The 20,517-nt window shown below is 73.0% G+C and carries 20 protein-coding genes; 3 read left to right on the top strand and 17 right to left on the bottom strand.

Annotated features, from left to right (window positions below; all coding sequences use genetic code 11):
- The first annotated feature begins 56 nt into the window (after nucleotides 1–56).
- On the top strand, nucleotides 57–710 hold the full coding sequence (locus tag Q0858_RS12865) for an SDR family oxidoreductase (RefSeq protein ID WP_299054980.1): 654 nt from the start codon (nucleotides 57–59) through the stop codon (nucleotides 708–710).
- Nucleotides 711–737: 27 nt separating this feature from the next.
- Here the strand turns inward: Q0858_RS12865 and Q0858_RS12870 are convergent, their stop codons facing one another.
- On the bottom strand, nucleotides 738–1,319 hold the full coding sequence (locus Q0858_RS12870; RefSeq protein ID WP_299054982.1) for a helix-turn-helix domain-containing protein: 582 nt from the start codon (nucleotides 1,317–1,319) through the stop codon (nucleotides 738–740).
- 95 nt (nucleotides 1,320–1,414) lie between these two features.
- On the opposite strand from Q0858_RS12870, the gene Q0858_RS12875 reads away from it, so the two are divergent.
- Nucleotides 1,415–2,380, top strand: a complete 966-nt coding sequence (locus Q0858_RS12875) for an NAD(P)/FAD-dependent oxidoreductase (RefSeq protein ID WP_299054984.1) — start codon at nucleotides 1,415–1,417, stop codon at nucleotides 2,378–2,380.
- Here the strand turns inward: Q0858_RS12875 and Q0858_RS12880 are convergent.
- From Q0858_RS12880 to dop, 14 genes are all read right to left on the bottom strand, one after another.
- Nucleotides 2,370–5,225 carry a DEAD/DEAH box helicase gene (locus tag Q0858_RS12880; RefSeq protein ID WP_299054985.1) on the bottom strand — a complete coding sequence of 952 codons (2,856 nt, stop codon included), beginning with the start codon at nucleotides 5,223–5,225 and terminating at the stop codon, nucleotides 2,370–2,372. The genes Q0858_RS12875 and Q0858_RS12880 overlap by 11 nt on opposite strands.
- Complete coding sequence (locus tag Q0858_RS12885; protein ID WP_299054986.1) at nucleotides 5,222–6,094, bottom strand: YegS/Rv2252/BmrU family lipid kinase; 873 nt, start codon at nucleotides 6,092–6,094, stop codon at nucleotides 5,222–5,224. The genes Q0858_RS12880 and Q0858_RS12885 overlap by 4 nt, the downstream gene beginning before the upstream one ends.
- 85 nt (nucleotides 6,095–6,179) lie before the next feature.
- Complete coding sequence (locus Q0858_RS12890) at nucleotides 6,180–6,701, bottom strand: hypothetical protein (RefSeq protein ID WP_299054987.1); 522 nt, start codon at nucleotides 6,699–6,701, stop codon at nucleotides 6,180–6,182.
- The gene (tatC, locus tag Q0858_RS12895; RefSeq protein ID WP_299054989.1) at nucleotides 6,698–7,555 is read right to left on the bottom strand and encodes a twin-arginine translocase subunit TatC; all 858 of its coding nucleotides are present in this window, start codon (nucleotides 7,553–7,555) and stop codon (nucleotides 6,698–6,700) included. Before tatC ends, Q0858_RS12890 begins: the two co-directional genes overlap by 4 nt.
- A 16-nt stretch (nucleotides 7,556–7,571) precedes the next feature.
- Nucleotides 7,572–7,841 carry a Sec-independent protein translocase subunit TatA gene (locus Q0858_RS12900; protein ID WP_299054993.1) on the bottom strand — a complete coding sequence of 90 codons (270 nt, stop codon included), beginning with the start codon at nucleotides 7,839–7,841 and terminating at the stop codon, nucleotides 7,572–7,574.
- A 37-nt stretch (nucleotides 7,842–7,878) separates the two neighbouring features.
- Nucleotides 7,879–8,880 carry a YafY family protein gene (locus Q0858_RS12905; RefSeq protein ID WP_299054995.1) on the bottom strand — a complete coding sequence of 334 codons (1,002 nt, stop codon included), beginning with the start codon at nucleotides 8,878–8,880 and terminating at the stop codon, nucleotides 7,879–7,881.
- The gene (locus Q0858_RS12910; RefSeq protein ID WP_299054998.1) at nucleotides 8,877–9,872 is read right to left on the bottom strand and encodes a WYL domain-containing protein; all 996 of its coding nucleotides are present in this window, start codon (nucleotides 9,870–9,872) and stop codon (nucleotides 8,877–8,879) included. Before Q0858_RS12910 ends, Q0858_RS12905 begins: the two co-directional genes overlap by 4 nt.
- Before the next feature lie 22 nt (nucleotides 9,873–9,894).
- The gene (locus Q0858_RS12915; protein ID WP_299055000.1) at nucleotides 9,895–10,908 is read right to left on the bottom strand and encodes an FKBP-type peptidyl-prolyl cis-trans isomerase; all 1,014 of its coding nucleotides are present in this window, start codon (nucleotides 10,906–10,908) and stop codon (nucleotides 9,895–9,897) included.
- A 65-nt stretch (nucleotides 10,909–10,973) separates the two neighbouring features.
- On the bottom strand, nucleotides 10,974–12,335 hold the full coding sequence (pafA, locus tag Q0858_RS12920) for a Pup--protein ligase (protein ID WP_299055003.1): 1,362 nt from the start codon (nucleotides 12,333–12,335) through the stop codon (nucleotides 10,974–10,976).
- Between the two features lie 36 nt (nucleotides 12,336–12,371).
- The gene (locus Q0858_RS12925; protein ID WP_299055004.1) at nucleotides 12,372–13,334 is read right to left on the bottom strand and encodes a hypothetical protein; all 963 of its coding nucleotides are present in this window, start codon (nucleotides 13,332–13,334) and stop codon (nucleotides 12,372–12,374) included.
- A gap of 283 nt (nucleotides 13,335–13,617) precedes the next feature.
- Nucleotides 13,618–14,487: a proteasome subunit alpha gene (gene prcA / locus Q0858_RS12930; protein ID WP_299055007.1), complete on the bottom strand. Its 870-nt coding sequence runs from the start codon at nucleotides 14,485–14,487 to the stop codon at nucleotides 13,618–13,620.
- A 10-nt stretch (nucleotides 14,488–14,497) separates the two neighbouring features.
- The gene (prcB, locus tag Q0858_RS12935; protein WP_299055010.1) at nucleotides 14,498–15,337 is read right to left on the bottom strand and encodes a proteasome subunit beta; all 840 of its coding nucleotides are present in this window, start codon (nucleotides 15,335–15,337) and stop codon (nucleotides 14,498–14,500) included.
- Nucleotides 15,334–15,537 carry a ubiquitin-like protein Pup gene (locus Q0858_RS12940; protein ID WP_299055012.1) on the bottom strand — a complete coding sequence of 68 codons (204 nt, stop codon included), beginning with the start codon at nucleotides 15,535–15,537 and terminating at the stop codon, nucleotides 15,334–15,336. The genes prcB and Q0858_RS12940 overlap by 4 nt, the downstream gene beginning before the upstream one ends.
- A 102-nt stretch (nucleotides 15,538–15,639) precedes the next feature.
- Nucleotides 15,640–17,148, bottom strand: coding sequence for a depupylase/deamidase Dop (dop, locus tag Q0858_RS12945; RefSeq protein ID WP_299055014.1), 1,509 nt, complete (start codon nucleotides 17,146–17,148; stop codon nucleotides 15,640–15,642).
- Between the two features lie 86 nt (nucleotides 17,149–17,234).
- On the opposite strand from dop, the gene Q0858_RS12950 reads away from it, so the two are divergent.
- On the top strand, nucleotides 17,235–18,131 hold the full coding sequence (locus tag Q0858_RS12950) for a sulfotransferase (RefSeq protein ID WP_299055017.1): 897 nt from the start codon (nucleotides 17,235–17,237) through the stop codon (nucleotides 18,129–18,131).
- A 30-nt stretch (nucleotides 18,132–18,161) separates the two neighbouring features.
- On the opposite strand, the gene Q0858_RS12955 is transcribed toward Q0858_RS12950, so the two are convergent.
- Both Q0858_RS12955 and arc read right to left on the bottom strand, forming a co-directional pair.
- Nucleotides 18,162–18,581 carry a hypothetical protein gene (locus tag Q0858_RS12955; protein ID WP_299055019.1) on the bottom strand — a complete coding sequence of 140 codons (420 nt, stop codon included), beginning with the start codon at nucleotides 18,579–18,581 and terminating at the stop codon, nucleotides 18,162–18,164.
- Between the two features lie 135 nt (nucleotides 18,582–18,716).
- Nucleotides 18,717–20,363: a proteasome ATPase gene (gene arc / locus Q0858_RS12960; RefSeq protein WP_299055712.1), complete on the bottom strand. Its 1,647-nt coding sequence runs from the start codon at nucleotides 20,361–20,363 to the stop codon at nucleotides 18,717–18,719.
- Nucleotides 20,364–20,517 lie beyond the last annotated feature (154 nt).

Raw genomic sequence — 20,517 nt, forward strand, 5'->3', positions numbered from 1 at the left:
GGGCCGCGCACCGCCGCCTCCCGCGTGCCGGGCCCGACCTGGCTACGGTGGGGACCATGTCGAACATCGCCGTCGTCGGAGGCCACGGGCAGATCGCCCGCCACCTGCACCCCTTCCTGGTCGAGGCCGGGCACACCCCGGTCGCGCTGGTGCGCAACGAGGACTACCGCGCCGACCTCGAGGCCGCCGGGGCGGAGGTCCGGCTGCTCGACATCGAGTCGGACGACGCCGCGGCCTTCGCCGCCGCGTTCGAGGGCTGCTCCGCGGTCGTCTTCGCCGCCGGCGGCGGGCCGGACGGCAACGTCGAGCGCAAGCGGACCGTCGACCTCGAGGGCTCGCTGAAGTCCATCGAGGGCGCGCGGCAGGCCGGCATCTCCCGGTTCGTGCAGATCTCCGCGATCAGCGTCGACGAGCCCGTCGCGGACGACGCCGGCGAGGTCTGGAAGGTGTACGTCGCCGCCAAGCGCGACGCCGACGCCGCCCTGCGCGACAGCGGGCTGGACTGGACGATCATCCGTCCCGGCGGTCTCGTCGACGAGCCGGGCACCGGCATGGTGGCCCTGGCCCCGTCCCTCGACCGTGGCTCGGTCCCGCGCGCGGACGTCGCCGCCGTCGTCGCCGCGTGCCTCGACGAGGACGCGACGATCGGCAAGCAGTGGGAGCTCGTCGCCGGGCAGACGCCGGTGCTGGCAGCGATCCGCAGCTCCTGAGCCTGGGAAGGAGCGTCGCGGATCGGGCTACTCCTTGGGTCTCGAGGCCGCGCGGGTGTGCATCCGCTCGCCCTCACGGCTGAAGATCGAGAGCATCTCGACGCGGTGCGCGTCGGCAACGCCGAACCAGTGCGGGAGCCGGGTGTCGAACTCGGCGACCTCGCCGGGCTCGAGCACGATGTCGTGGTCGCCGAGCACCATCCGGAGCCGGCCGTCGAGCACGTAGAGCCACTCGTACCCCTCGTGGCTCTGCGGGTCCGGCTTCCGGCGCTGGGAGCCCGGGGCGAGGATCATCTTGTACGCCTGCAGCCCGCCCGCCCGCCGTGACAGCGGGATCATCGTCAGCGGACCGTTCGTCACCGCGCGCTGCGGCACGCGGGGGTCCGCGGCGGTCGTGGTCTCCAGCAGCTCGTCCAGCGCCATCCCGTAGGCCCGCGCGATCGGCAGCAGCAGCTCCAGCGTCGGCTTGCGGCCCCCGGACTCCAGCCGTGACAACGTGCTCACCGAGATGCCCGTCTGCTCGGCGAGCCCGGCCAGCGTCACCTCCTGCTCGCCCCGCAGGGCCCGCAACCGGGGGCCGACCGCCTCGAGCACCGTCTCCACGTCCACGCCGACAGTTTGCCGTATCGGCAATGGAGTTTGTCAATGCGCCGCCGTCCCGGCAGTCTCGTGGTGTCGAGACAACCGAGTGAGGGGACAGCGTGATGGAGACGTACGACGTGGTGGTCGTCGGAGGCGGACCGGCGGGGCTGAGCGGGGCGATCGCCCTGGCGCGGTCGCGACGCAGCGTGCTGGTCGTGGACGCCGGGAACCCCCGCAACGCGCCCGCGGAGGGTGCCCACAACCTGCTGGGCCGCGAGGGGGTCCCGCCCCGGGAGCTGCTGGCCACCGGGCGCGACGAGCTCGCGTCGTACGGCGGGCACGTGCGGCACACCGAGGCCATCGGCGCGCGGCGCACCGACGACGGGTTCGTCGTGACCCTGGCCGACGGTCCGGGGTCGTCCCGGGAGGTCGCGAGCAGGGGACTGTTGGTCACCAGCGGGCTGGTCGACGAGCTGCCGGACGTGCCGGGCCTGGCGGAGCGGTGGGGGCACGAGGTGCTGCACTGCCCCTTCTGCCACGGCTGGGAGGTGCGCGACCAGCGGATCGGCGTGCTGTCCACCGGACCGATGACCACCCACCAGGCGCTGCTCTTCGGGCAGCTGTCGGACCGGGTGGTCGTGCTGGCGCACACCGCGCCGCCCTCCGCCGAGGACCGGGCGAGCCTGGACGCCATGGGCGTCGAGGTCGTCGACGGCCGGGTGACCGAGGTCGTCGGCGAGGACGGCGGCCCGCTGGGCGGTGTCCGGCTGGCCGACGGGACCGTGGTCGGGCTGGACGCCGTCGTGGTCGCCTCGCGGCTGGTGGCGGCGTCCCCGGTCCTGGCGGACCTGGGGCTGGAGGCGGTGGACCACCCGTCGGGGGCAGGCGTGCACTACCCGTCGGAGATGGCGGGGAGCACGTCGGTGCCCCTCCTGCGGCTGGCCGGCAACGTCACCGACCTCATGGCCCAGGTGGGCGCCTCGGCCGCGGCCGGGATGATGGCGGGCGCCGCCCTCCACGGCGAGCTGATCCAGGCCGACCTCGCCGCGCGTCTCGCGGCGCGGGCGGAGGCCGTCGCTACTCGGTGAGGCTGGAGTAGGCGACGACCCCGCGGCGCAGCCGGCTGCCGGCCTCGCGGGCGACCTTCCGGAGCTCGCCGCCGCCGGCGGCCACGGCCACCTGGTCGACGAGGTCGAGCAGCTGGCGGACCCAGCGCACGAAGTCGCCGGCCGCGAGGTCGGTGCCGGCGAGGACGTCGTCCAGCTCGCCGCCCTCGGCCCAGCGCCACGCCGCCCAGGCGAAGCCCGGGTCCGGGGGTCGGAGGTAGTCGAGCCGGTGGTCCTTCTCCAGGGTGTCCAGGTCGCGCCACAGGCGGACGGTCCGCTGGATCGCCCCGGCCACCGGCCCCCGCGGCAGGCGCGGCTCGGCGGCGTCCTCGGGGCGACGCGCCTCGTAGACGAGGACGGACACGGCGGCGGCGAGCTCCGAGGGGTCGAGGCCGTCCCAGAGCCCGAGGCGCAGCGCCTCGGCGGCCACGAGGTCCATCTCCCCGTGCAGGCGCCGCAGCCGGCGACCGCGGTCGGTGACGGCGTCGCCGTCGAGGTAGCCCAGCTCGTCGAGGACCTGGCAGACCCGGTCGAAGGCCCGGGCCACGGTGTGGGTACGACGCTCCACCCGCGCCCGGAGCGTCTCGGCGTCGGTGTGCAGGCGGTGCCAGCGGTCGGCCCAGCGGGCGTGGTCCTCGCGGTCGGGACAGTGGTGGCAGGGGTGGGCGGCGAGCTGCTCGCGCAGGGCCGCGATCTCCGTCTCGACCGCCGACGGCAGCCCCACCGCGCCCCGGGAGCCGCGGGAGGGTCGGTCGAGGTCGCGGGTGCGCAGGTGCAGGGCGGAGGCGAGGTCGCGGCGCTGCTGGGGGTTGCGGCCGTCGAAGGTCTTCGGCACCTTCAGCGTCGCCACCGGGGCGACGGGGGTCGGGAAGTCCAGCAGGCTGAGGCGGCGCGCCTGCCGCCCCTCGGTGACGACCAGGGGCCGGGGCTCGCGGCCGTCGGTGCCGGGGTCGACGACGACCACCCAGCCCGCGAACTTGCCGGCGGGCACCGCGACGACGTCCCCGCGGCGCAGCCGGGCCAGGGCGTCCCCGGCCTCGTCGCGCAGGTCCATCCGCCGGGCACGGGCCGCGTTCTTCTCGACGTGGGAGATCTGGCGGCGCAGGGCGGCGTACGCCATGAAGTCGCCGCGGTCGCAGACCGCGGCGTCGGCGTACCCCGCCAGCGCGTCCTCGGCCTTCGCCAGCTGCGACGCCAGGCCCACCACGGAGGCGTCGGCCTGGAACTGGGCGAAGGACTGCTCCAGCAGGTCGCGGGACCGGGCCCGCCCGACCTGGGCGACGAGGTTGACCGCCATGTTGTACGACGGCCGGAAGCTGGACTTGAGCGGGTAGGTGCGGGTCGAGGCCAGGCCGGCGACCGCGGCGGGGTCGATGCCCGGCTGCCACAGCACCACGGCGTGGCCCTCGACGTCGAGGCCGCGGCGTCCGGCGCGGCCGGTGAGCTGGGTGTACTCCCCCGGCGTGATGTCGGCGTGGGTCTCGCCGTTCCACTTCGACAGCTTCTCGATGACCACGGTGCGGGCGGGCATGTTGATGCCCAGCGCCAGGGTCTCGGTGGCGAAGACGGCCTTGACGAGGCCCTGGACGAACAGCTCCTCCACGCACTCCTTGAAGGTCGGCAGCATGCCGGCGTGGTGGGAGGCGATGCCGCGGGACAGCCCCTCGGCGAAGCGGGCGTAACCGAGGACGCGGCGGTCCTCGTCGGGCAGGTGGCGGCAGCGGTCCTCGACGAACGCGAGGATCGAGTCCCGCTCCGCGGGCGAGGTCAGGCGCAGGTCGGCGTCGAGGCACTGCTCGACCGCCGCGGCGCAGCCGGCGCGGCTGAAGACGAACACGATGGCGGGCAGCAGGCCGTCGCGGTCCAGGCGGGAGAGGACCTCCGGGCGGCTCGGGATCCACACCCGGCGGCCGTTGCCGACCTGCCGCGGTCCGGAGCCCCGGCCCGCGGGGCCCGGCCGGCCGCGACCGCTGCGGGCGCCCTTGGGCGAACGTCGGTCCTTGACCCGGCTGGAGACCATGTCGTCGCGGGCCACGCGCAGCAGCTCGGAGTTCACCTTCGCGCCCTCGCGGACGAACCCCGCGCGGGCGTCGACGTCGGAGTCGGCGAACAGGTCGTGCAGGCGGCGTCCGACCATGACGTGCTGGAACAGCGGGACGGGGCGCTTCTCCTCGACGATCGTGGAGGTGTCACCGCGGACGGTGGCCAGCCACTCGCCCAGCTCCTCGGCGTTCGACACCGTCGCCGACAGCGAGACCAGGGACACCGAGTCGGGCAGGTGGATGATGACCTCCTCCCACACCGCCCCCCGCATGCGGTCGGCGAGGTAGTGGACCTCGTCCATGACGACGTAGCCGAGGTCCGTGAGCGTGCCGGACCCGGCGTACAGCATGTTGCGGAGCACCTCGGTCGTCATCACGACGATGGGAGCGTCGCCGTTGACGGCGTGGTCGCCGGTCAGCAGGCCCACCTGGTCGGCGCCGTACCGGCGGACGAGGTCGGCGTGCTTCTGGTTGCTCAGCGCCTTGATCGGGGTGGTGTAGAAGCACTTGCGCCCGCCGGCGAGCGCCAGGTGGCAGGCGAACTCCCCCACGACGGTCTTCCCGGACCCGGTGGGCGCGGCGACGAGGACGCCGCGACCGTCCTCGAGGTCGCGGCAGGCCTCGAGCTGGAACTCGTCGAGACCGAACGGGTAGTGGGCCTCGAAGTCCACGAGGACCGGGTGCTTCGAGCGGCGGCGGCTGGCGGCGTACCGCTCCGCCGGGCTCAGCGACCCCTCGTCCCGCGCGTCGACCCCACCCGCTTCGCGCGTGTCCCCGCTCCTCATGCCAGCACCTCCAGCGCCCCGGGGGCGCACTCGACCGTCAACGGCAGCGGTCCGAACCGTTCACCGTCCGCATAGGCCACGATGCCCGGTGCCGCCAAGGTCACACGTCGCACCCGGTGCCGCTCGTACGCCGGGTGCCCGGTGTGGGTGCCCCGGTAGAGCGTCGGGTAGGTCCGCACGAGCCCCGCGCGGCTCATCGGGCGGATCACGACCACGTCGAGCAGGCCGTCGTCGAGGACGGCGCCCTCGGTGATCCGCAGGCCCCCGCCGAACGACGGCCCGTTGCCCACCGCGACGAGCATCGCGGGGGTGCGCCGGGCGACGCCGTCGAGGTCGAGGACGTAGTCTCGGGGCGTGAACGTCCGCAGCTCGGCGAGGGTCGCGAGCGTGTAGCGGGAGCGGCCGCGCGGCCGCCGCATGCCGTTGGCCCGCTCGTTGACGAGCGCGTCAAAACCGGCGGCCAGGACGGTGACGAAGTACGTCGCCCCGCTCCGCGCGAGGTCGATGCGTCGGGTGCGGGCGGCGACGACGCGGTCGGCGGCCGCCACCGGGTCGTCCCGCGGGATCCCCAGGTAGCGCGCGACGTCGTTGCCGGTGCCGCACGGGACGGTGCCGAGCGCGACGCCCGTGCCGGCGAGGGCCTGGACCGCGGCGTGCACCGTGCCGTCACCCCCGACGGCGACCACGGCGTCGACGCCGTCCGCGACGGCCTGCCGGGCGAGGTGGGTGGTCCCGGCGGCGTCGGCCCCGGTGAGCAGGACGCAGTCCAGGCCGGCGTCGCGCAGTCGGCCCGCGGCGGCCTCCCGGGCCGCGAGGGCGCGTCCACCCCCGGCCGACGGGTTCGCCAGCAGGGCGATCGCGCGTGACACCCTCCGACCCTAGTGGCCGCGGCGTCCCCCGGTCCCCGCACCGGGCCGCGCGCCGGGCGGGAGGGGGCCTAGTGCGGGAGGGGGCCTAGTGGCGGCCGCCGAGGAGGAGGCGGACCTCCCAGCGCTCCGGGTCCGCTCCCACCGACCGCGCCATCCGCTCCACCGCGTCGAGGACCCGGTCCGCGGTGAACGCCGACCCCGGGCACGCCAGCGCCGCCCGGTCCCCCCGCTGCACCACGTGCACCTGCCCGTGTCGCCACGCCCGGTGCGCGGCCCGTCGCGTCTCGTCGTCCGCCACGATCACCGGGTGCGCCTCGTCGACGGCGAGCAGGTCGAGCGCCAGCTGGGGCTCGTCGTCGGGGGCGGCGTCCGGGGCATCCGGAGCGCCGTTTCTGCCGAATCGGTGGTCCGGGACGGGGTTCGCGGCACCGTTTCCGCCGAAACGGGGGCCCGGAGCGCCGTTCCCGGCACCGTTCCTGCCGAGTCGGCCCCGCACCAGGTGCCCGTCCCGCACCGACTGCTCGGCGCGCCAGGTCACCGACTCGGTCCCCAACCACTCGGGCAGGTCGAACGGATCGAGCGGCAGGAAGGCACCGGGCTCGGTCACAGGGGCGACAGCTCGTCGTCGGCCCACTGCTCGGTGCCCTTGGCCTTCCGGGCCCGCAGACGGTCGACGAAGCGAGCGACGATCTCGGCGATGATGAACAGCACCAGCATCGGCAGGGCCAGCATCAGCATGGAGAACGGGTCCGTCGACGGCGTCGCGACCGCGGCGAAGACGAAGGTGCCGATGACGATCCAGGGACGGTACTTCCCGATCTGCTTACCGCTGACCACCCCGGCGAGGTTCAGCATGATCACGAACAGCGGGATCTCGAACGCGACCCCGAACACGAGCAGCATCCGGGTGAAGAAGCTGAAGTACTCGCCGAAGTCGACGAGGCTGACCAGCTCGCCGGGCGTGAACCCGATCAGGACCTCGATGCCGACCGGCAGCACGTAGTACGCCGTGGCGACGCCCGCGATGAACAGCGGGCCCGCGACGGCCGCGAACACCCGGGTCCACAGCTTCTCGCGGGAGTGCAGGCCGGGGACGATGAACGCCCACAGCTGGTAGAGCCAGTACGGCGAGGTGACCACCACGGCGGCGACCCCGGCCATCTTGAGCTGGAGGAGCAGCGGTCCCGTGACGCGTCCGATGGTCGGCGTGGTGCTGACTCCCTCGGCGCTCAGCGCGCGCTGGGCCTGCTCGTACGGGCCGAGGACGAGCGTCAGCAGCTGTTCGTAGAGGAACAGCGCGACGACGAAGACGACGATCAGCGCGACGGTCGCCTTGAGGATGCGCGCGCGGAGCTCACGGAGGTGGTCCGACAGCGCCATCTGGCCGTCGGGGCCGACCGGGTGGTGCGGGCGACCACGGAACAGGTTCGCGACGCCGCCCAGGGGGACGGAGAATGCCATCGAGTGGGGGCTCGGCTCAGCTGGTGGTGTCGCGGTGCTCGCGCGTCGCCTGGATGTCCGCCTCGGTCGCGGCCGCGTTGCGGGCCTCGATCTCCTTCTCGGCGGGGTGCTTGTCGCTGTCCTTGACCCCGTCGTCGTCCCCGTCGATCAGACCCTTGGTCTCGGTCTTGAAGATACGCAGGGCGCGACCGGTGCCGCGGGCGAGGTCCGGCAGCTTGGCCGCCCCGAACAGCAGGATGATCACGCCGAAGATGAGCACCAGCTCCATGGTGCCGAGTCCGAACATGATGAGCTCCTCGAGATCGCGGGGTGAGGGGACTTCCTCACTGTACGTGGTGTTCGGAGTAGAGACCCGCCACGGATGCCAGGTCGGCGGTGAACATCTCGGTGAACTCTGCGGGGGCCACGACTGTCGCCGCCGGGGCCAGCCTGAGGAGGGTACGGCGCAACCACCGCTCGTCCGCGACGGCGAGGTCGACCTCGAGCCCCCCGTCGGGCAGGGCCCGTACGTCGTCGACCTGGTAGTACTCGGGCACCCACCGGGCCTCCGGGGCGAGCCGCAGCGTCACGCGCAGCGCGTCCGCCGGCGGCTCGAAGAGACCACCGCCGGGGGCGGTGGGCGGCGTGGGCCCCTGCTCGGGCCGCTCCACCGGGGTGGTGAGGACCTCGACCTCGGTGATGCGGTCGAGCCGGAACCAGCGGGGCGCCTCGGCCCGGTGGCACCAGGCCCCGAGGTAGTCGTGGCCCTGCTCCGTCACCAGGGTGTCCGGGTCGACGACCCGGACGGACTCCTCGTCGCGGGCGGGGACGAGGTAGGTCAGCCGCAGCTGGCGGCCATCGTCGATGGCCCGCCGTACGGTCGTGCGGGTCTCGCCGAGCCCTGCCGTCCGGTCGTCGCCGGCGTCGACGAGCTGCGCCACACCCCCGGCGGCCACCTCGAGCTTGGCCAGCACCCGGTCCAGCACCTCGCGGGTCTCCACGTCCGCGTCGGTGCGCAGCGACCGCAGCGCCACCACCAGCGCCGCCGCCTCGGTGGCCTGCAGGCGCAGGGGGCGGGACAGGTAGTCGGCGTTCGAGACCCGGACGACGCCCTCGTCCTCGAGCGCGTCGAGGTCGACGTCGATGAGGTCGTCGGGGTAGCCGCCGGGCAGGCCGCACATGAACAGCACCCGCAGGTCCTTGTCCAGCTGCTGACGGCTGACCCCGAGGTCGGCCGCCGCGCGGTCCAGCGGCACCGAGCCTCGGTTGTTCAGGTACGGCACCAGCCGCAGCAGCCGTCCCACCTGGTCGAGCGCCGGCTGCGCCGGCTGCCTCGCGGTCGTCATCGGCCCCGCCCGTCCCCGGCGGCGACGAGGGCGTCGAGGGCCTCGGTGACGCGGCGGAGCACCGTTTCGCGCAAATCGGGGGGTCCCTCCACGTAGGCGTCCGCACCGTGCGCCAGGACCTCGTCGGCGACCTCCGAGCCGGAGTCGGGGAGCTCGAGGCGGTCCCAGGACGTCGTCCCGTCTGGCCCGGCGACGCCGGTCGAGACCGTCCGCGCGGCGCGGCGCAGGCCGTGGCCGCTGCCGGTGCGCACCAGCACCGTCGCCGGGACGCCGGGAGTGGGCTGCACCAGGTTGCGGGTGAGCTGGCCGACCTCGGTGCCGTCGGGGACGACGACCTCGCCGGGGTGGCCCTCGACGGCCACCTCGCCGACGACGCGGCTGAGCCGGAACACGCGCGGCTCGTCGCGGTCACGGTCGTGCCCGGCGACGTACCAGCGTCCCGAGGACCGGACGACGCCCCACGGCTCGAGCCGGCGCGGCCGGGGCGCGTCGCCGGGGCTGCGCCGGTAGTCGAAGCGGACCGGCGTGCCGTCGGTGACCGCGGTCCAGAACGCCTCGAACGACGGCTCCTCCGCCCGCAAACGGGGCTCCACCAGGTCGAGGGCCGAGCGGTCCAGCTCGACCCCCGCCGCGGTGAGGGTCGCCAGGGCGCGGGTGGTGTGGTCGGCCAGGCGCGCGTTGTCCCACGCCCGGCCGGCGAGGGCGACCACCGAGGCCTCCTCCGCCGTGAGCGTCACCTCGGGCAGCGCGAACCGCTCGGGCCGCACCCGGTAGCCCACCTCGTCGTCGAAGTAGTTGTCGAGCGCGCCGACCTCGACGGGGACGCCGATACTGCGAAGCTCCTCCTTGTCGCGCTCGAACATCTTCTCGAACGCCGCCTCGGTGGAGCCGGGGTAGAGGACCTCACGGATCCGCCCCTTGGGGATCCAGTGCCGGGTGACGAGCAGCATGATGAGCAGGTTGAGCAGTCGTTCGCTCTTGTCGGACGCCATGCTGCTCCCGGGGTCGGTGGGGTCAGGCCGTGCTGGTGCCGAGCACGTCGATCACGAAGTACAGCGTGTCGCCGCCCTGGATGTCCGGCGGCTGGCCCTCCTCGCCGTACCCGAGGGCCGGCGGGATCTCGAGCAGCACGCGGCTGCGGGTCGGGATGCCGGTCAGTCCCTGCTTCCACCCCTTCACGACGCCGTCGAGCGAGAACACGCTCGGTCCGGCCTCGGCGGGAGCCGCCGTGGGGTTGTTCGGGTCGGGCTCCGGTGCGGTGAAGTTCTGGTCGAAGGGCTTGTCGCCGTCGAAGGTCTGGCCCAGGTAGGTCACGGCCACGAAGTCGTCGGCCTGCACCCGCGGGCCGTTGCCCTCGGCCAGCACGGTCACCTTCAGCTCGCCGGACGGCTGCGCGGCGTCGGCGAAGTCCAGCTTGGTGACGGCCCCGTCGCCGTTCTCGACCACGCGGGGGGTTCCGGCAGGCGGGTCCTGGCGCTCGTCGGTGATGGACGGCTGGACGACGCCGACGCTGTCCATGACGAACAGGACGCTGTCGGCGTTGCCGATCCCCAGCTGCGGGTTCCCCAGCTCGCCGAAGGCGTCCTCGGGCGGGGCGACGACGGCCGTACGGCTCCCGACGGTCGTCCCCTCGAAGGCGGCGACGATGCCTGCGGGGAGCTCGTCGGCGGGGTCGAAGATCTGGGGGGTCGCAGGCTGCTGGTCCCAGGTGCTGAGCACGGTGCTCTCGGAGTAGCCGTTGCCGATGAGGATCTGGCCCATCACGGCGGCACCGTCGGTCAGCTCGGGGCCGTCGCCCTCGACAATGGTCTCGGACTCGACCTCGTCGACCGACACGCGACCGTCCCACTCCACCTCGGGCGGCTCGCCGACGTTGTCGGAGATGCTGATCGAGTCCAGGCCGGCGCCGGTCGGCTGCCCGGCCTCCGGCTCGTCGTCCTCGCCGCAGGCGGCCAGGCTCAGCACGAGCGCGGTCACCGCGGGGACGGCCAGGGCGCGGCGGGTGGTGGCACGAGAAGGTCGAGGCACGCCGGTCACCCTAACCGGGGCACCCAGCGTCTCCCCCACCTGCCGTCCCGTGCCGTCCGACGGCGTCACATGCCGTCGATCAGCCGCTGCACGCGTTCGTCGGAGGACCGGAACGGGTCCTTGCACAGCACCGTGCGCTGCGCCTGGTCGTTGAGCTTGAGGTGGACCCAGTCGACGGTGAAGTCGCGTCGTCGCTCCTGCGCGCGGCGGATGAACTCCCCGCGCAGCTTCGCCCGGGTGGTCTGCGGGGGCAGGGACTTGGCCTCGAAGATCCGCAGGTCGTTGGTGACCCGCTCGACCTTGCCGCGCTTCTCGAGCAGGTAGTACAGGCCGCGGTTGCGGTGGATGTCGTGGTAGGCGAGGTCCAGCTGTGCGACGCGCGGGTGGCTCAGCGGCAGCCCGTGCTTGGCGCGGTAGGCCTCGATCAGCTTCCACTTGATGACCCAGTCGAGCTCCCGGTCGACGAGGCCCAGGTCGTCGGACTCGACCGCCTTGAGACCGCGCTCCCACAGGTCGAGGCTGCGGTCGATCACGGGGGTCCGCAGGCCGCGGCGGTCCACGAACTCCTGCGCCTTCGCCAGGTACTCGCCCTGGATCTCCAGCGCGCTCGCCTCGCGGCCGTTCGCCAGCGGGACCTTCCGCCGGCCGGTCATGTCGTGCGAGATCTCCCGAATTGCGCGAATCGGGTTCTCGAGGGTGAGGTCCCGCATGACCACGCCCTCCTCGATCATGCGCAGCACGAGGTCGCAGCTCGCGACCTTGAGCATCGTGGTGGTCTCGCTCATGTTGGAGTCGCCGACGATGACGTGCAGGCGGCGGTAGCGCTCGGCGTCCGCGTGCGGCTCGTCTCGGGTGTTGATGATGGGCCGGCTGCGGGTGGTGGCGCTCGAGACGCCCTCCCAGATGTGCTCGGCGCGCTGGCTCACGCTGAAGCTCGCGCCGCGCGGCGTCTGGGTGACCTTGCCCGCCCCCACCACGATCTGGCGGGTGACCAGGAACGGGATCAGCACGTCGGCGAGGCGCCCGAACTCCCCGGAGCGGGTGACCAGGTAGTTCTCGTGGCAGCCGTAGGAGTTGCCCGCGGAATCGGTGTTGTTCTTGAACAGGTAGATGTCGCCGGCGATGCCCTCGTCGTGCAGCCGCTGCTCGGCGTCGAGGAGGAGCCCCTCCAGCACCCGCTCCCCCGCCTTGTCGTGGGTCACCAGGTCGATCACGTCGTCGCACTCGGGCGTCGCGTACTCGGGGTGGGAGCCCACGTCGAGGTACAGCCGGGCGCCGTTGCGCAGGAACACGTTGCTGCTGCGCCCCCAGCTGACGACCTTGCGGAACAGGTAGCGCGCCACCTCGTCCGGGCTCAACCTGCGCTGCCCCCGGAACGTGCACGTCACGCCGTACTCGTTCTCGATCCCGAAGATCCGCCGGTCCACTCGTTCACCCTAGTCGGCCGAACGGCACGACCGGGCTCACCACCGCGCGATCGCGCCCATGGCGACCGCCCATCGGGAGCGCAACCGGGCGCGCCCCGCCGGGGTGTACGCCGAGTGGGCGACGAGGCTGCGCCACAGCTGCAGGCGTCGGAGGTGGGTGGTGCGCCCCAGGAGGCGGTCGAGCTCGGCCATCACCACCACGGGACGATCGAGCAGCTCCGGCAGGGTGTACGCCCGTCGCGGCAGGGCCAGGTCGGCGAGGAGACGCTCGCGCCGCAGGTCGGCGGCCTGCTGCGCGGGCTCGCGGTGCACCCCGCCGTCGTACTCGAGGATCAGGTCGGTGCCACGCACCCGGAGGTCAGCCCGACCCACCTCGCGCCCGTCGGTGTTGAGGATCGGGGACTGCACGAGGACCGGGACGTCCGCACACCACAGGAACAGCCGCAGCAGCGTCTCCATCGGGGACTCGCTGGCCGGCTCGGCCAGGGCGACGGCCTGGCGCAGCAGCCGGACGCCCGGCCGGCGGGTCGCGGTGATCGCGTCGAGGGCCTGGCGGGTCACGTGACGCTTGCGCAACGCGGACTCCACCAGGACGACGAGGTCGAGCAGGTCCAAGTCCCGTGCGCAGCGGAGGAGCACCTCGGCGGGGTGGTCGACCGGCAACCCCTCGAGCATCCACGGCTGGTCGTCCTTGGCGCGGCGGTGCTGGCTCGTCACCAGGCCGACGCGTCGCACGGTCGGGTCCGGTGCGGCCACGGCCGCGAAGACCGGCACCCAGTCCCGGGACACCGGGGGCAGCTGCCACCCCGCCAGCCGGGCACCCGTCAGACCGGTGAACCTCCCGCTGCCGGGCAGCACCAGCAGCCACGCACCGAGGTCGCGCAGCCACTCGCGCCGCTCGTCGGGTGCCTCGAGGACGGGCACGAACAGGCCGTGGCTGACACGGCGGAAGCGAGGGCTCCGGATGTTGCCCCGCACCGGGGCCGGATCAGTGCTCATGCAGCGAGCCTGACCCCGATCGAGCTCGGTCGCACACGGCCGGGCCCGGCCTGTGGGCAACTCGCCCCGCCGGTGGCCTGTGGACGGAACCCGACCGCGTCGGCGCGCTCGGTCGGCGCTCCGGGCCCGCGGTGGGTGGCGGGGCGGGAGTCGCGCCGTTTCGTCGGAAACGGCGGTCGAACGGCGCTTCCGGGTGCCGATTCGTGCGAAACGGGGGCGCTCGCGCCCGACACAGCAGCCGAGTTCGGCCCGCCGGCGCACGCGCCGACGAGCCGGACCGGCCTCAGGACGGCGGGGCGACCGGCGGCTCGTCGTCCGAGACGGGGAACGGCGCGGGCTCGGGTGACGTCGACGCGGCGCCGGTGGACGGTGCGGCAGCAGCGTCGTCCGCAGCGCCGGCCGGGGCTGCGGCGGAGTGCGCGCCGCCGTCCACGCCGGAGACCGCCGTGTCGGCGTCCCGCTCCCCCAGCAGCTCGGTGAGGCGGGCGGGGCGCAGGCGCGAGAACTTGCGGGCCCGCGACCGGGTGCGGTCGAGCACGGCGACCTCGAGGTCCTCGATCGGGATGACCCGGTCGGCGGTCTCGGAGTGGCCGAGCGCGGTGACCGCGATCTGCAGGGCGGTCGCGAGGTCCGAGCCGGCCCGGTACGACGCGGCGAGGGAGGAGGCCACCACGTCGGCGGCGCCGCCCATGACGGCGTACCCGTGCTCGTCGGCGACCTGGCCGTCGTAGGTGAGGCGGTAGATCTGGTCGTCCTCGGCGGACGCGCCCACCTCGGCGACGAACAGCTCGACCTCGTACGGCTTCTCCCCGCCCGAGGAGAAGATCGTGCCGAGGGTCTGGGCGTAGGCGTTGGCCAGGCCGCGACCGGTCACGTCGCGGCGGTCGTAGGAGAAGCCCCGCATGTCCGCGAGCCGGACGCCGGCGATCCGCAGGTTCTCGAACTCGTTGTAGCGGCCCACCGCCGCGAACGCGATGCGGTCGTAGATCTCGGAGACCTTGTGCAGCGCCTGCGACGGGTTCTCGGACACGAACAGGACGCCGTCGGCGTACTGCACCACCACGACGGACCGGCCGCGGGCGATGCCCTTGCGGGCGAAGTCCGCCCGGTCCTTCATCAGCTGCTCGGGCGAGACGTAGAACGGGGTGCTCATCTGGGGGTCCTCAGCTCAGGGCGGCGGCCGGGCCGTCGGGGCGCTGCATGCGGGCGGCGATCACGACGTCGGCCACGGCGGCGACGTCCGCGTCGGGCAGGCGGCGCCCGCCGTCGGCGGTGATGACGTGGACGACCGGGAAGATCCGTCGCGCGATGTCGGGCCCGCCGGTGGCGGAGTCGTCGTCGGCGGCGTCGTACAGCGCCTGCACGGTCGCGAGCACGCACTCGTCCTGGGTCAGGTCGTCGCGGTACAGCTTCTTCAGCGACCCGCGGGCGAACACCGACCCGGACCCGGTGGAGTGGAAGGCGGTCTCCTCGTACCGGCCGCCCGTGGCGTCGTAGGAGAAGATCCGGCCGATGCCCGCGTCGACGTCGTACCCGGCGAACAGCGGGACGACCGCGAGGCCCTGCATGGCGAGGCCGAGGTTGCCGCGGATCAGGGCGGCGAGGCGGTTGGCCTTGCCGTCCATCGACAGCGTGACGCCCTCGATCTTCTCGTAGTGCTCGAGCTCGGTCTGGAACAGCCGCGTCATCTCGACCGCGATGCCCGCGGCGCCGGCGATGCCGACCGCTGAGTGCTCGTCGGCGGGGAAGACCTTCTCGATGTCGCGCTGGGCGATGACGTTGCCCATCGTGGCGCGGCGGTCACCGGCGACGACCACGCCGCCGGGGAACGTCGCGGCGACGATCGTGGTCGCGTGGGGCGTCAGCCCCTCCCCCGCCGTCCCGGCCGGGAGCGCCCGGGTGGTGGGCAGCAGGTCGGGCGCCTGGGAGGCGAGGAAGTCGGTGAACGACGACCCGCCGGGGGCCAGGTACGCCGCGGGCAGACGGGGGCCGTCGGCGGTCATTCGCCGCCCTTCTGGATGAACGACTTCACGAAGTCCTCGGCGTTGGACTCCAGCACCTCGTCGATCTCGTCGAGGATGCTGTCGACGTCGTCGTCGAGGGCGTCCTTGCGCTCGGTCGCCTCGGTCGAGACCTCGGCGGTCTCCTCGGTCGACTCCTCGGTCTGCGAGGTCCTGCGGGGCTGCTTGTGCTCCTGGGCCACGGCACACCTCCTTCACCCGTCGGGCGGTCCCTGCGGTCCGGGCGGCGTGCCCGCGACCTCGTCGCCAACCTAGCGCGCGGGACCGACAGCGGGGGCGTTACCTCAGCCCGCGAGCGCGTCGACCAGCTGCTGGGCGTCGTCGCAGCGGTCGAGCAGGTCGCCGACGTGCGCCTTGCTGCCGCGCAGCGGGTCGGTGGTCGGCACCCGCTGCAGCGAGTCGCGCCCCGGCAGGTCGAAGATGACGGAGTCCCAGGACGCGGCGGCGACCTGGTCGGCGTACTTCTCCAGGCACCGGCCGCGGAAGTAGGCCCGGGTGTCGGTCGGCGGCTCGTGCATCGCGGCCTCGACCTCCTCGTCGCCCAGCAGACGGCGCATCCGGCCGCCGGCCACGAGCCGGTGGTACAGGCCCTTCTCGGGACGGGTGTCGGAGTACTGCAGGTCCACCAGGGCGAGCTTGGCGTCGTCCCAGCCGAGGCCGTCGCGGGAGCGGTACTGCTCCAGCAGCCGCAGCTTGGCGACCCAATCGAGCTCGCCGGCGAGCTGCATCGGGTCCTGCTCCAGCCGGGTGAGCACCGACTCCCACGTGGCGAGCACGTCGAGGGTCTGGCTGTCCGCGTCGGAGCCGAGCCGGTCCTCGACGTACTTGCGGGCGAGGTCGAGGTACTCCATCTGCATCTGCAGGCCGGTCAGACGGCGACCGTCGGTCAGGCGAAGCAGGTGCTTCAGCGACGGGTCGTGGGAGACCTCGCGGAGCGCGGCGACCGGCGTGGCCACGGTCAGGTCGCCGGCGAGCCAGCGGTCCTCGATCATGGCGAGCACGAGGGCCGTGGTGCCGACCTTGAGGTACGTCGAGGTCTCGGCGAGGTTCGCGTCGCCCAGGATGACGTGCAGGCGCCGGTACTTGTCCGGGTCGGCGTGGGGCTCGTCGCGGGTGTTGATGATGGGGCGCTTCAGCGTGGTCTCGAGGCCCACCTCGACCTCGAAGAAGTCGGCGCGTTGGCTGATCTGGAAGCCGTGGTCCCGACCGTCCTGGCCGATCCCGACCCGGCCGGCGCCGCACACCACCTGCCGGGACACGAAGAATGGCGTCAGGTGCCGCACGATGTCGGCGAACGGGGTGGAGCGGCGCATCAGGTAGTTCTCGTGGGCGCCGTACGACGCGCCCTTGTTGTCGGTGTTGTTCTTGTACAGCACGATCGGCGCCCCACCCGGCAGCTGCGCGGCCCGGCGCGCGGCGTCCAGCATCACCAGCTCGCCGGCCTTGTCCCAGCGCACGATGTCAAGCGGCCCGGTGACCTCCGGGGTGGAGAACTCGGGGTGGGCGTGGTCGACGTACAGCCGGGCGCCGTTGGTGAGGATGATGTTGGCGAGGCCCAGGTCCTCGTCGGTGAGCTGGGAGGCGTCCGCGACCTGCCGGCTCATGTCGAAGCCGCGGGCGTCCCGCAGCGGCGACTCCTCCTCGAAGTCCCACCGTGCCCGCCGGGCCCTCGCAGACGCTGAGGCGTAGGCGTTCACGACCTGCGACGACGCGAGCATCGGGTTGGCGTGCGGCTGGCCCGAGACGGTGATCCCGTACTCGACCTCGGTCCCCATCACCCGGCGCACGCTCATGCGGCGAGCCTACGCGGCAGCGGGGTGGCCGCTCGGGGCGCCAAGGTGCCGATTCGTGCGAAACGGCACGTGGGAGACTCGCCGCCGTGGAGCGAGGAGACCTGCCGCGACGCGTCGCGCGCCGTACCCGCAACCGGCTGAGGACCGTGGTCCCGGCCCGCCGCAGCGAGGTGGAGACCCTGCGCGCCGAGCTCGGAGCGGCGCGCGAGCGCGCCGAGGTCGCCGAGCGGCAGCGCGACCGGGCACGGACCCGGGTGGGTCGCCTCGAGGAGCGGACCCGGCAGATGCGCGCCCGCATCAAGCGGCTCGAGGGCTCCGACGACCTCGGCTACGTCTTCATCGTCACCTACGGACGCTCCGGCTCGACGTTGCTGCAGGGGATCCTGAACAGCACCCCCGGCGTCCTGATCCGCGGCGAGAACCGGCAGTCGCTGCGCCATGTCTGGCAGTACGACGCCGCCGTCCACAAGATCCGCCGCAACCAGCGACGCGAGCGCCGCCGCAAGGGCATCGAGGACGGCAACGACACCACCCACCCGTTCTTCGGGATGGACCAGCTGCCGAGCCGCCGCACCCGCCTCGCGGAGCGCAAGCTCGCCCTCGACTCCCTGCTGCGTCCCGAGCAGGACACACGGGTCACCGGGTTCAAGGAGATCCGCTGGGACGAGCCCGACACGCCGGGGTACGTCGCCTGGCTGCAGGAGGTGTTCCCGGGCGCCCGGTTCGTCGTGAACACCCGCGACCTCGACGCCGTCTCGGTCAGCAAGTGGTGGGGCAAGGACCCCGAGTCGCGGGCCCTGCTCGAGCAGACCGAGGCCGACCTGCTCGCCCTGGCCGCCGACCTGGGCGACGCGGCGTACCGGGTCCACTACGACGACTGGGTGGCCGACCCCGGCGTGCTCGAGGGCCTGTTCGCCTGGCTGGGCGAGGAGTGGGACCCCGAGCGGGTCCGCGCCACGATGGAACGGCCACACTCCTACTGAGGACGCGGCCGACCGCCCGGGCTGCGGCGCTCAGCGACGCCTGTCGTCCCGGTAGGCGTCCCGGTACTCGTCACGGCGACGCCGCGGACCGTTGATCGACGCCGCGTGGGCGACGTTCACGCCGACGATGCCGAGCCAGGCGATCACGACTGCGGGCAGGCCGCCGTCGGTCGCCACCATCGGCACGATCGTGAGGGGGATGCCCGCGACGAGGGAGACGACCCCGAGTGCGAACTGCCGACCCCTGTCACCGCCTGAGGGTGCCCCGGCGTACGGCGTGGGCTCGTCGGGCCGGCCGCGACGCCGCAAGCGCTCGTCGACCCGGTCCTCGACGGCCTTCTCGATCCGGTCGGCGAACGACTCCACCAGCTCCCGGTCGGACGCCGGCCCCAGCTCGCGTCTCGTCTCGAGCAGGGCCTCCGCCTCTGTCCGCTCGATGTCTTCAGCCATCGGTGCGTCCCCGGGTCGGAGCCGGCGCTGGGACCGCAGACCGGCCCCGTTTCGGCAGAAACGGCGGCGCCGGGCGTCCGGGAGCCACCGTTTCGGCAGAAACGGCAGCGCCGGGGTCGCCCGACGCCGGCCCGGTCACAGGTACTGACCGGTGTTCGAGACCGTGTCGATGGAGCGGCCGGGCTCGGTGCCCTGCTTGCCCGTGATGAGGGTGCGGATGAAGACGATCCGCTCGCCCTTCTTGCCGGAGATACGTGCCCAGTCGTCGGGGTTGGTGGTGTTGGGGAGGTCCTCGTTCTCCTTGAACTCGTCGACGCAGGCCTGCAGCAGGTGCTGGACCCGCAGACCCTTCTGGTCGTGGTCGAGGAGGTCCTTGATGGCCATCTTCTTCGCCCGGTCGACGATGTTCTGGATCATGGCGCCGGAGTTGAAGTCCTTGAAGTACAGGATCTCCTTGTCCCCGTTGGCGTAGGTGACCTCGAGGAACCGGTTCTCGTCGGTCTCGGTGTACATCCGCTCGACGGTGGCGCGGATCATGCCCTCGACGCAGGCCTGGCGGTCGCCCCCGAACTCGCCGAGGTCGTCGGCGTGCAGCGGCAGGCGCGCGGTCAGGTACTTCGAGAAGATGTCGCGCGCCGACTCGGCGTCCGGACGTTCGATCTTGATCTTCACGTCCAGCCGGCCGGGGCGCAGGATCGCGGGGTCGATCATGTCCTCACGGTTCGAGGCGCCGATGACCAGCACGTTCTCGAGCGTCTCGACGCCGTCGATCTCGCTGAGCAGCTGCGGGACGATGGTGTTCTCCACGTCGGAGGACACCCCGGAGCCACGGGTGCGGAACAGCGAGTCCATCTCGTCGAAGAACACGATGACCGGCGTCCCCATCGACGCCTTCTCCCGGGCCCGCTGGAACACCAGCCGGATGTGCCGCTCGGTCTCCCCGACGTACTTGTTGAGCAGCTCGGGGCCCTTGATGTTCAGGAAGTACGACTTCCCCTCCTGGCCGGTCTTGGCCGCGACCTTCTTCGCCAGGCTGTTCGCGACCGCCTTGGCGATCAGGGTCTTGCCGCAGCCGGGTGGGCCGTACAGCAGCACGCCCTTCGGCGGCTTCAGCTCGTGCTCGACGAACATCTCGGGGTGCAGGTACGGCAGCTCCACCGCGTCCCGGATCTGCTCGATCTGGCCGACGAGCCCACCGATGGACTCGTACGCGATGTCGGGCACCTCCTCGAGGACGAGCTCCTCGACCTCCGACTTGGGCACGACCTCGTAGACGTAGCCGGACCGGGTGTCGAGCAGGAGCGAGTCCCCGGCGCGCAGCGTCACGTCGGGGCGCCGCAGGGGCTCGGCCAGGCGGACGACGCGCTCCTCGTCGGCGTTCGCGATGACCAGGACGCGCTCGGCGTCGGCCAACACCTCCTTGAGCATGACGACCTCGCCGACCTGCTCGTAGTCGAAGGCGGCGACGACGTTCAGGGCCTCGTTGAGGAGCACCTCCTGGCCGCGGCTCAGGTCGTCGAGCCCGACGTTCGGGCTGACGTTGACCCGCAGCTTGCGTCCCCCGGTGAACACGTCGACGGTGTCGTCGTCGTTGCGGGTCAGGAAGGTGCCGAAGCCCGCCGGCGGCTGGGCGAGCCGGTCGACCTCCTCCTTCAGCTTCGTGATCTGGTCGCGGGCCTCGCGCAGCGTCGAGGCGAGCCGCTCGTTCTGCGAGGTCACCGACGCCAGCGACCGCTCGGTGTCGTTCAACCGCGCCTCGAGGCCGGACGTCGACCCCGACATCCGGCTCGGCGCGAGCCGGCGGCGCAGGTCCCCCACCTCGGCCTCGAGGTGCGCGACCTGGCGGCGCAGCTCCGCCGCGGTCTGGGCTTCAGGCTGTTCGGGCACGACGACCACCTCCGGTAGGTCCGCTCACTGTGGACATTACTGCCCCGTC

This window comes from uncultured Nocardioides sp. (assembly GCF_947489365.1).
GTDB lineage: Bacteria > Actinomycetota > Actinomycetes > Propionibacteriales > Nocardioidaceae > Nocardioides.

Excerpts from the sequence above, each read along its gene's own strand:
- Q0858_RS12865 (WP_299054980.1), top strand. The coding sequence starts at position 57 with ATGTCGAACATCGCCGTCGTCGGAGGCCACGGGCAGATCGCCCGCCAC.
- Q0858_RS12875 (WP_299054984.1), top strand. The coding sequence starts at position 1,415 with ATGGAGACGTACGACGTGGTGGTCGTCGGAGGCGGACCGGCGGGGCTG.
- Q0858_RS12880 (WP_299054985.1), bottom strand. The coding sequence starts at position 5,225 with ATGAGGAGCGGGGACACGCGCGAAGCGGGTGGGGTCGACGCGCGGGAC.
- tatC (WP_299054989.1), bottom strand. The coding sequence starts at position 7,555 with ATGGCATTCTCCGTCCCCCTGGGCGGCGTCGCGAACCTGTTCCGTGGT.
- Q0858_RS12900 (WP_299054993.1), bottom strand. The coding sequence starts at position 7,841 with ATGTTCGGACTCGGCACCATGGAGCTGGTGCTCATCTTCGGCGTGATC.
- Q0858_RS12905 (WP_299054995.1), bottom strand. The coding sequence starts at position 8,880 with ATGACGACCGCGAGGCAGCCGGCGCAGCCGGCGCTCGACCAGGTGGGA.
- Q0858_RS12910 (WP_299054998.1), bottom strand. The coding sequence starts at position 9,872 with ATGGCGTCCGACAAGAGCGAACGACTGCTCAACCTGCTCATCATGCTG.
- Q0858_RS12925 (WP_299055004.1), bottom strand. The coding sequence starts at position 13,334 with ATGAGCACTGATCCGGCCCCGGTGCGGGGCAACATCCGGAGCCCTCGC.
- prcA (WP_299055007.1), bottom strand. The coding sequence starts at position 14,487 with ATGAGCACCCCGTTCTACGTCTCGCCCGAGCAGCTGATGAAGGACCGG.
- prcB (WP_299055010.1), bottom strand. The coding sequence starts at position 15,337 with ATGACCGCCGACGGCCCCCGTCTGCCCGCGGCGTACCTGGCCCCCGGC.
- dop (WP_299055014.1), bottom strand. The coding sequence starts at position 17,148 with ATGAGCGTGCGCCGGGTGATGGGGACCGAGGTCGAGTACGGGATCACC.
- Q0858_RS12955 (WP_299055019.1), bottom strand. The coding sequence starts at position 18,581 with ATGGCTGAAGACATCGAGCGGACAGAGGCGGAGGCCCTGCTCGAGACG.
- arc (WP_299055712.1), bottom strand. The coding sequence starts at position 20,363 with ATGTCGGGGTCGACGTCCGGCCTCGAGGCGCGGTTGAACGACACCGAG.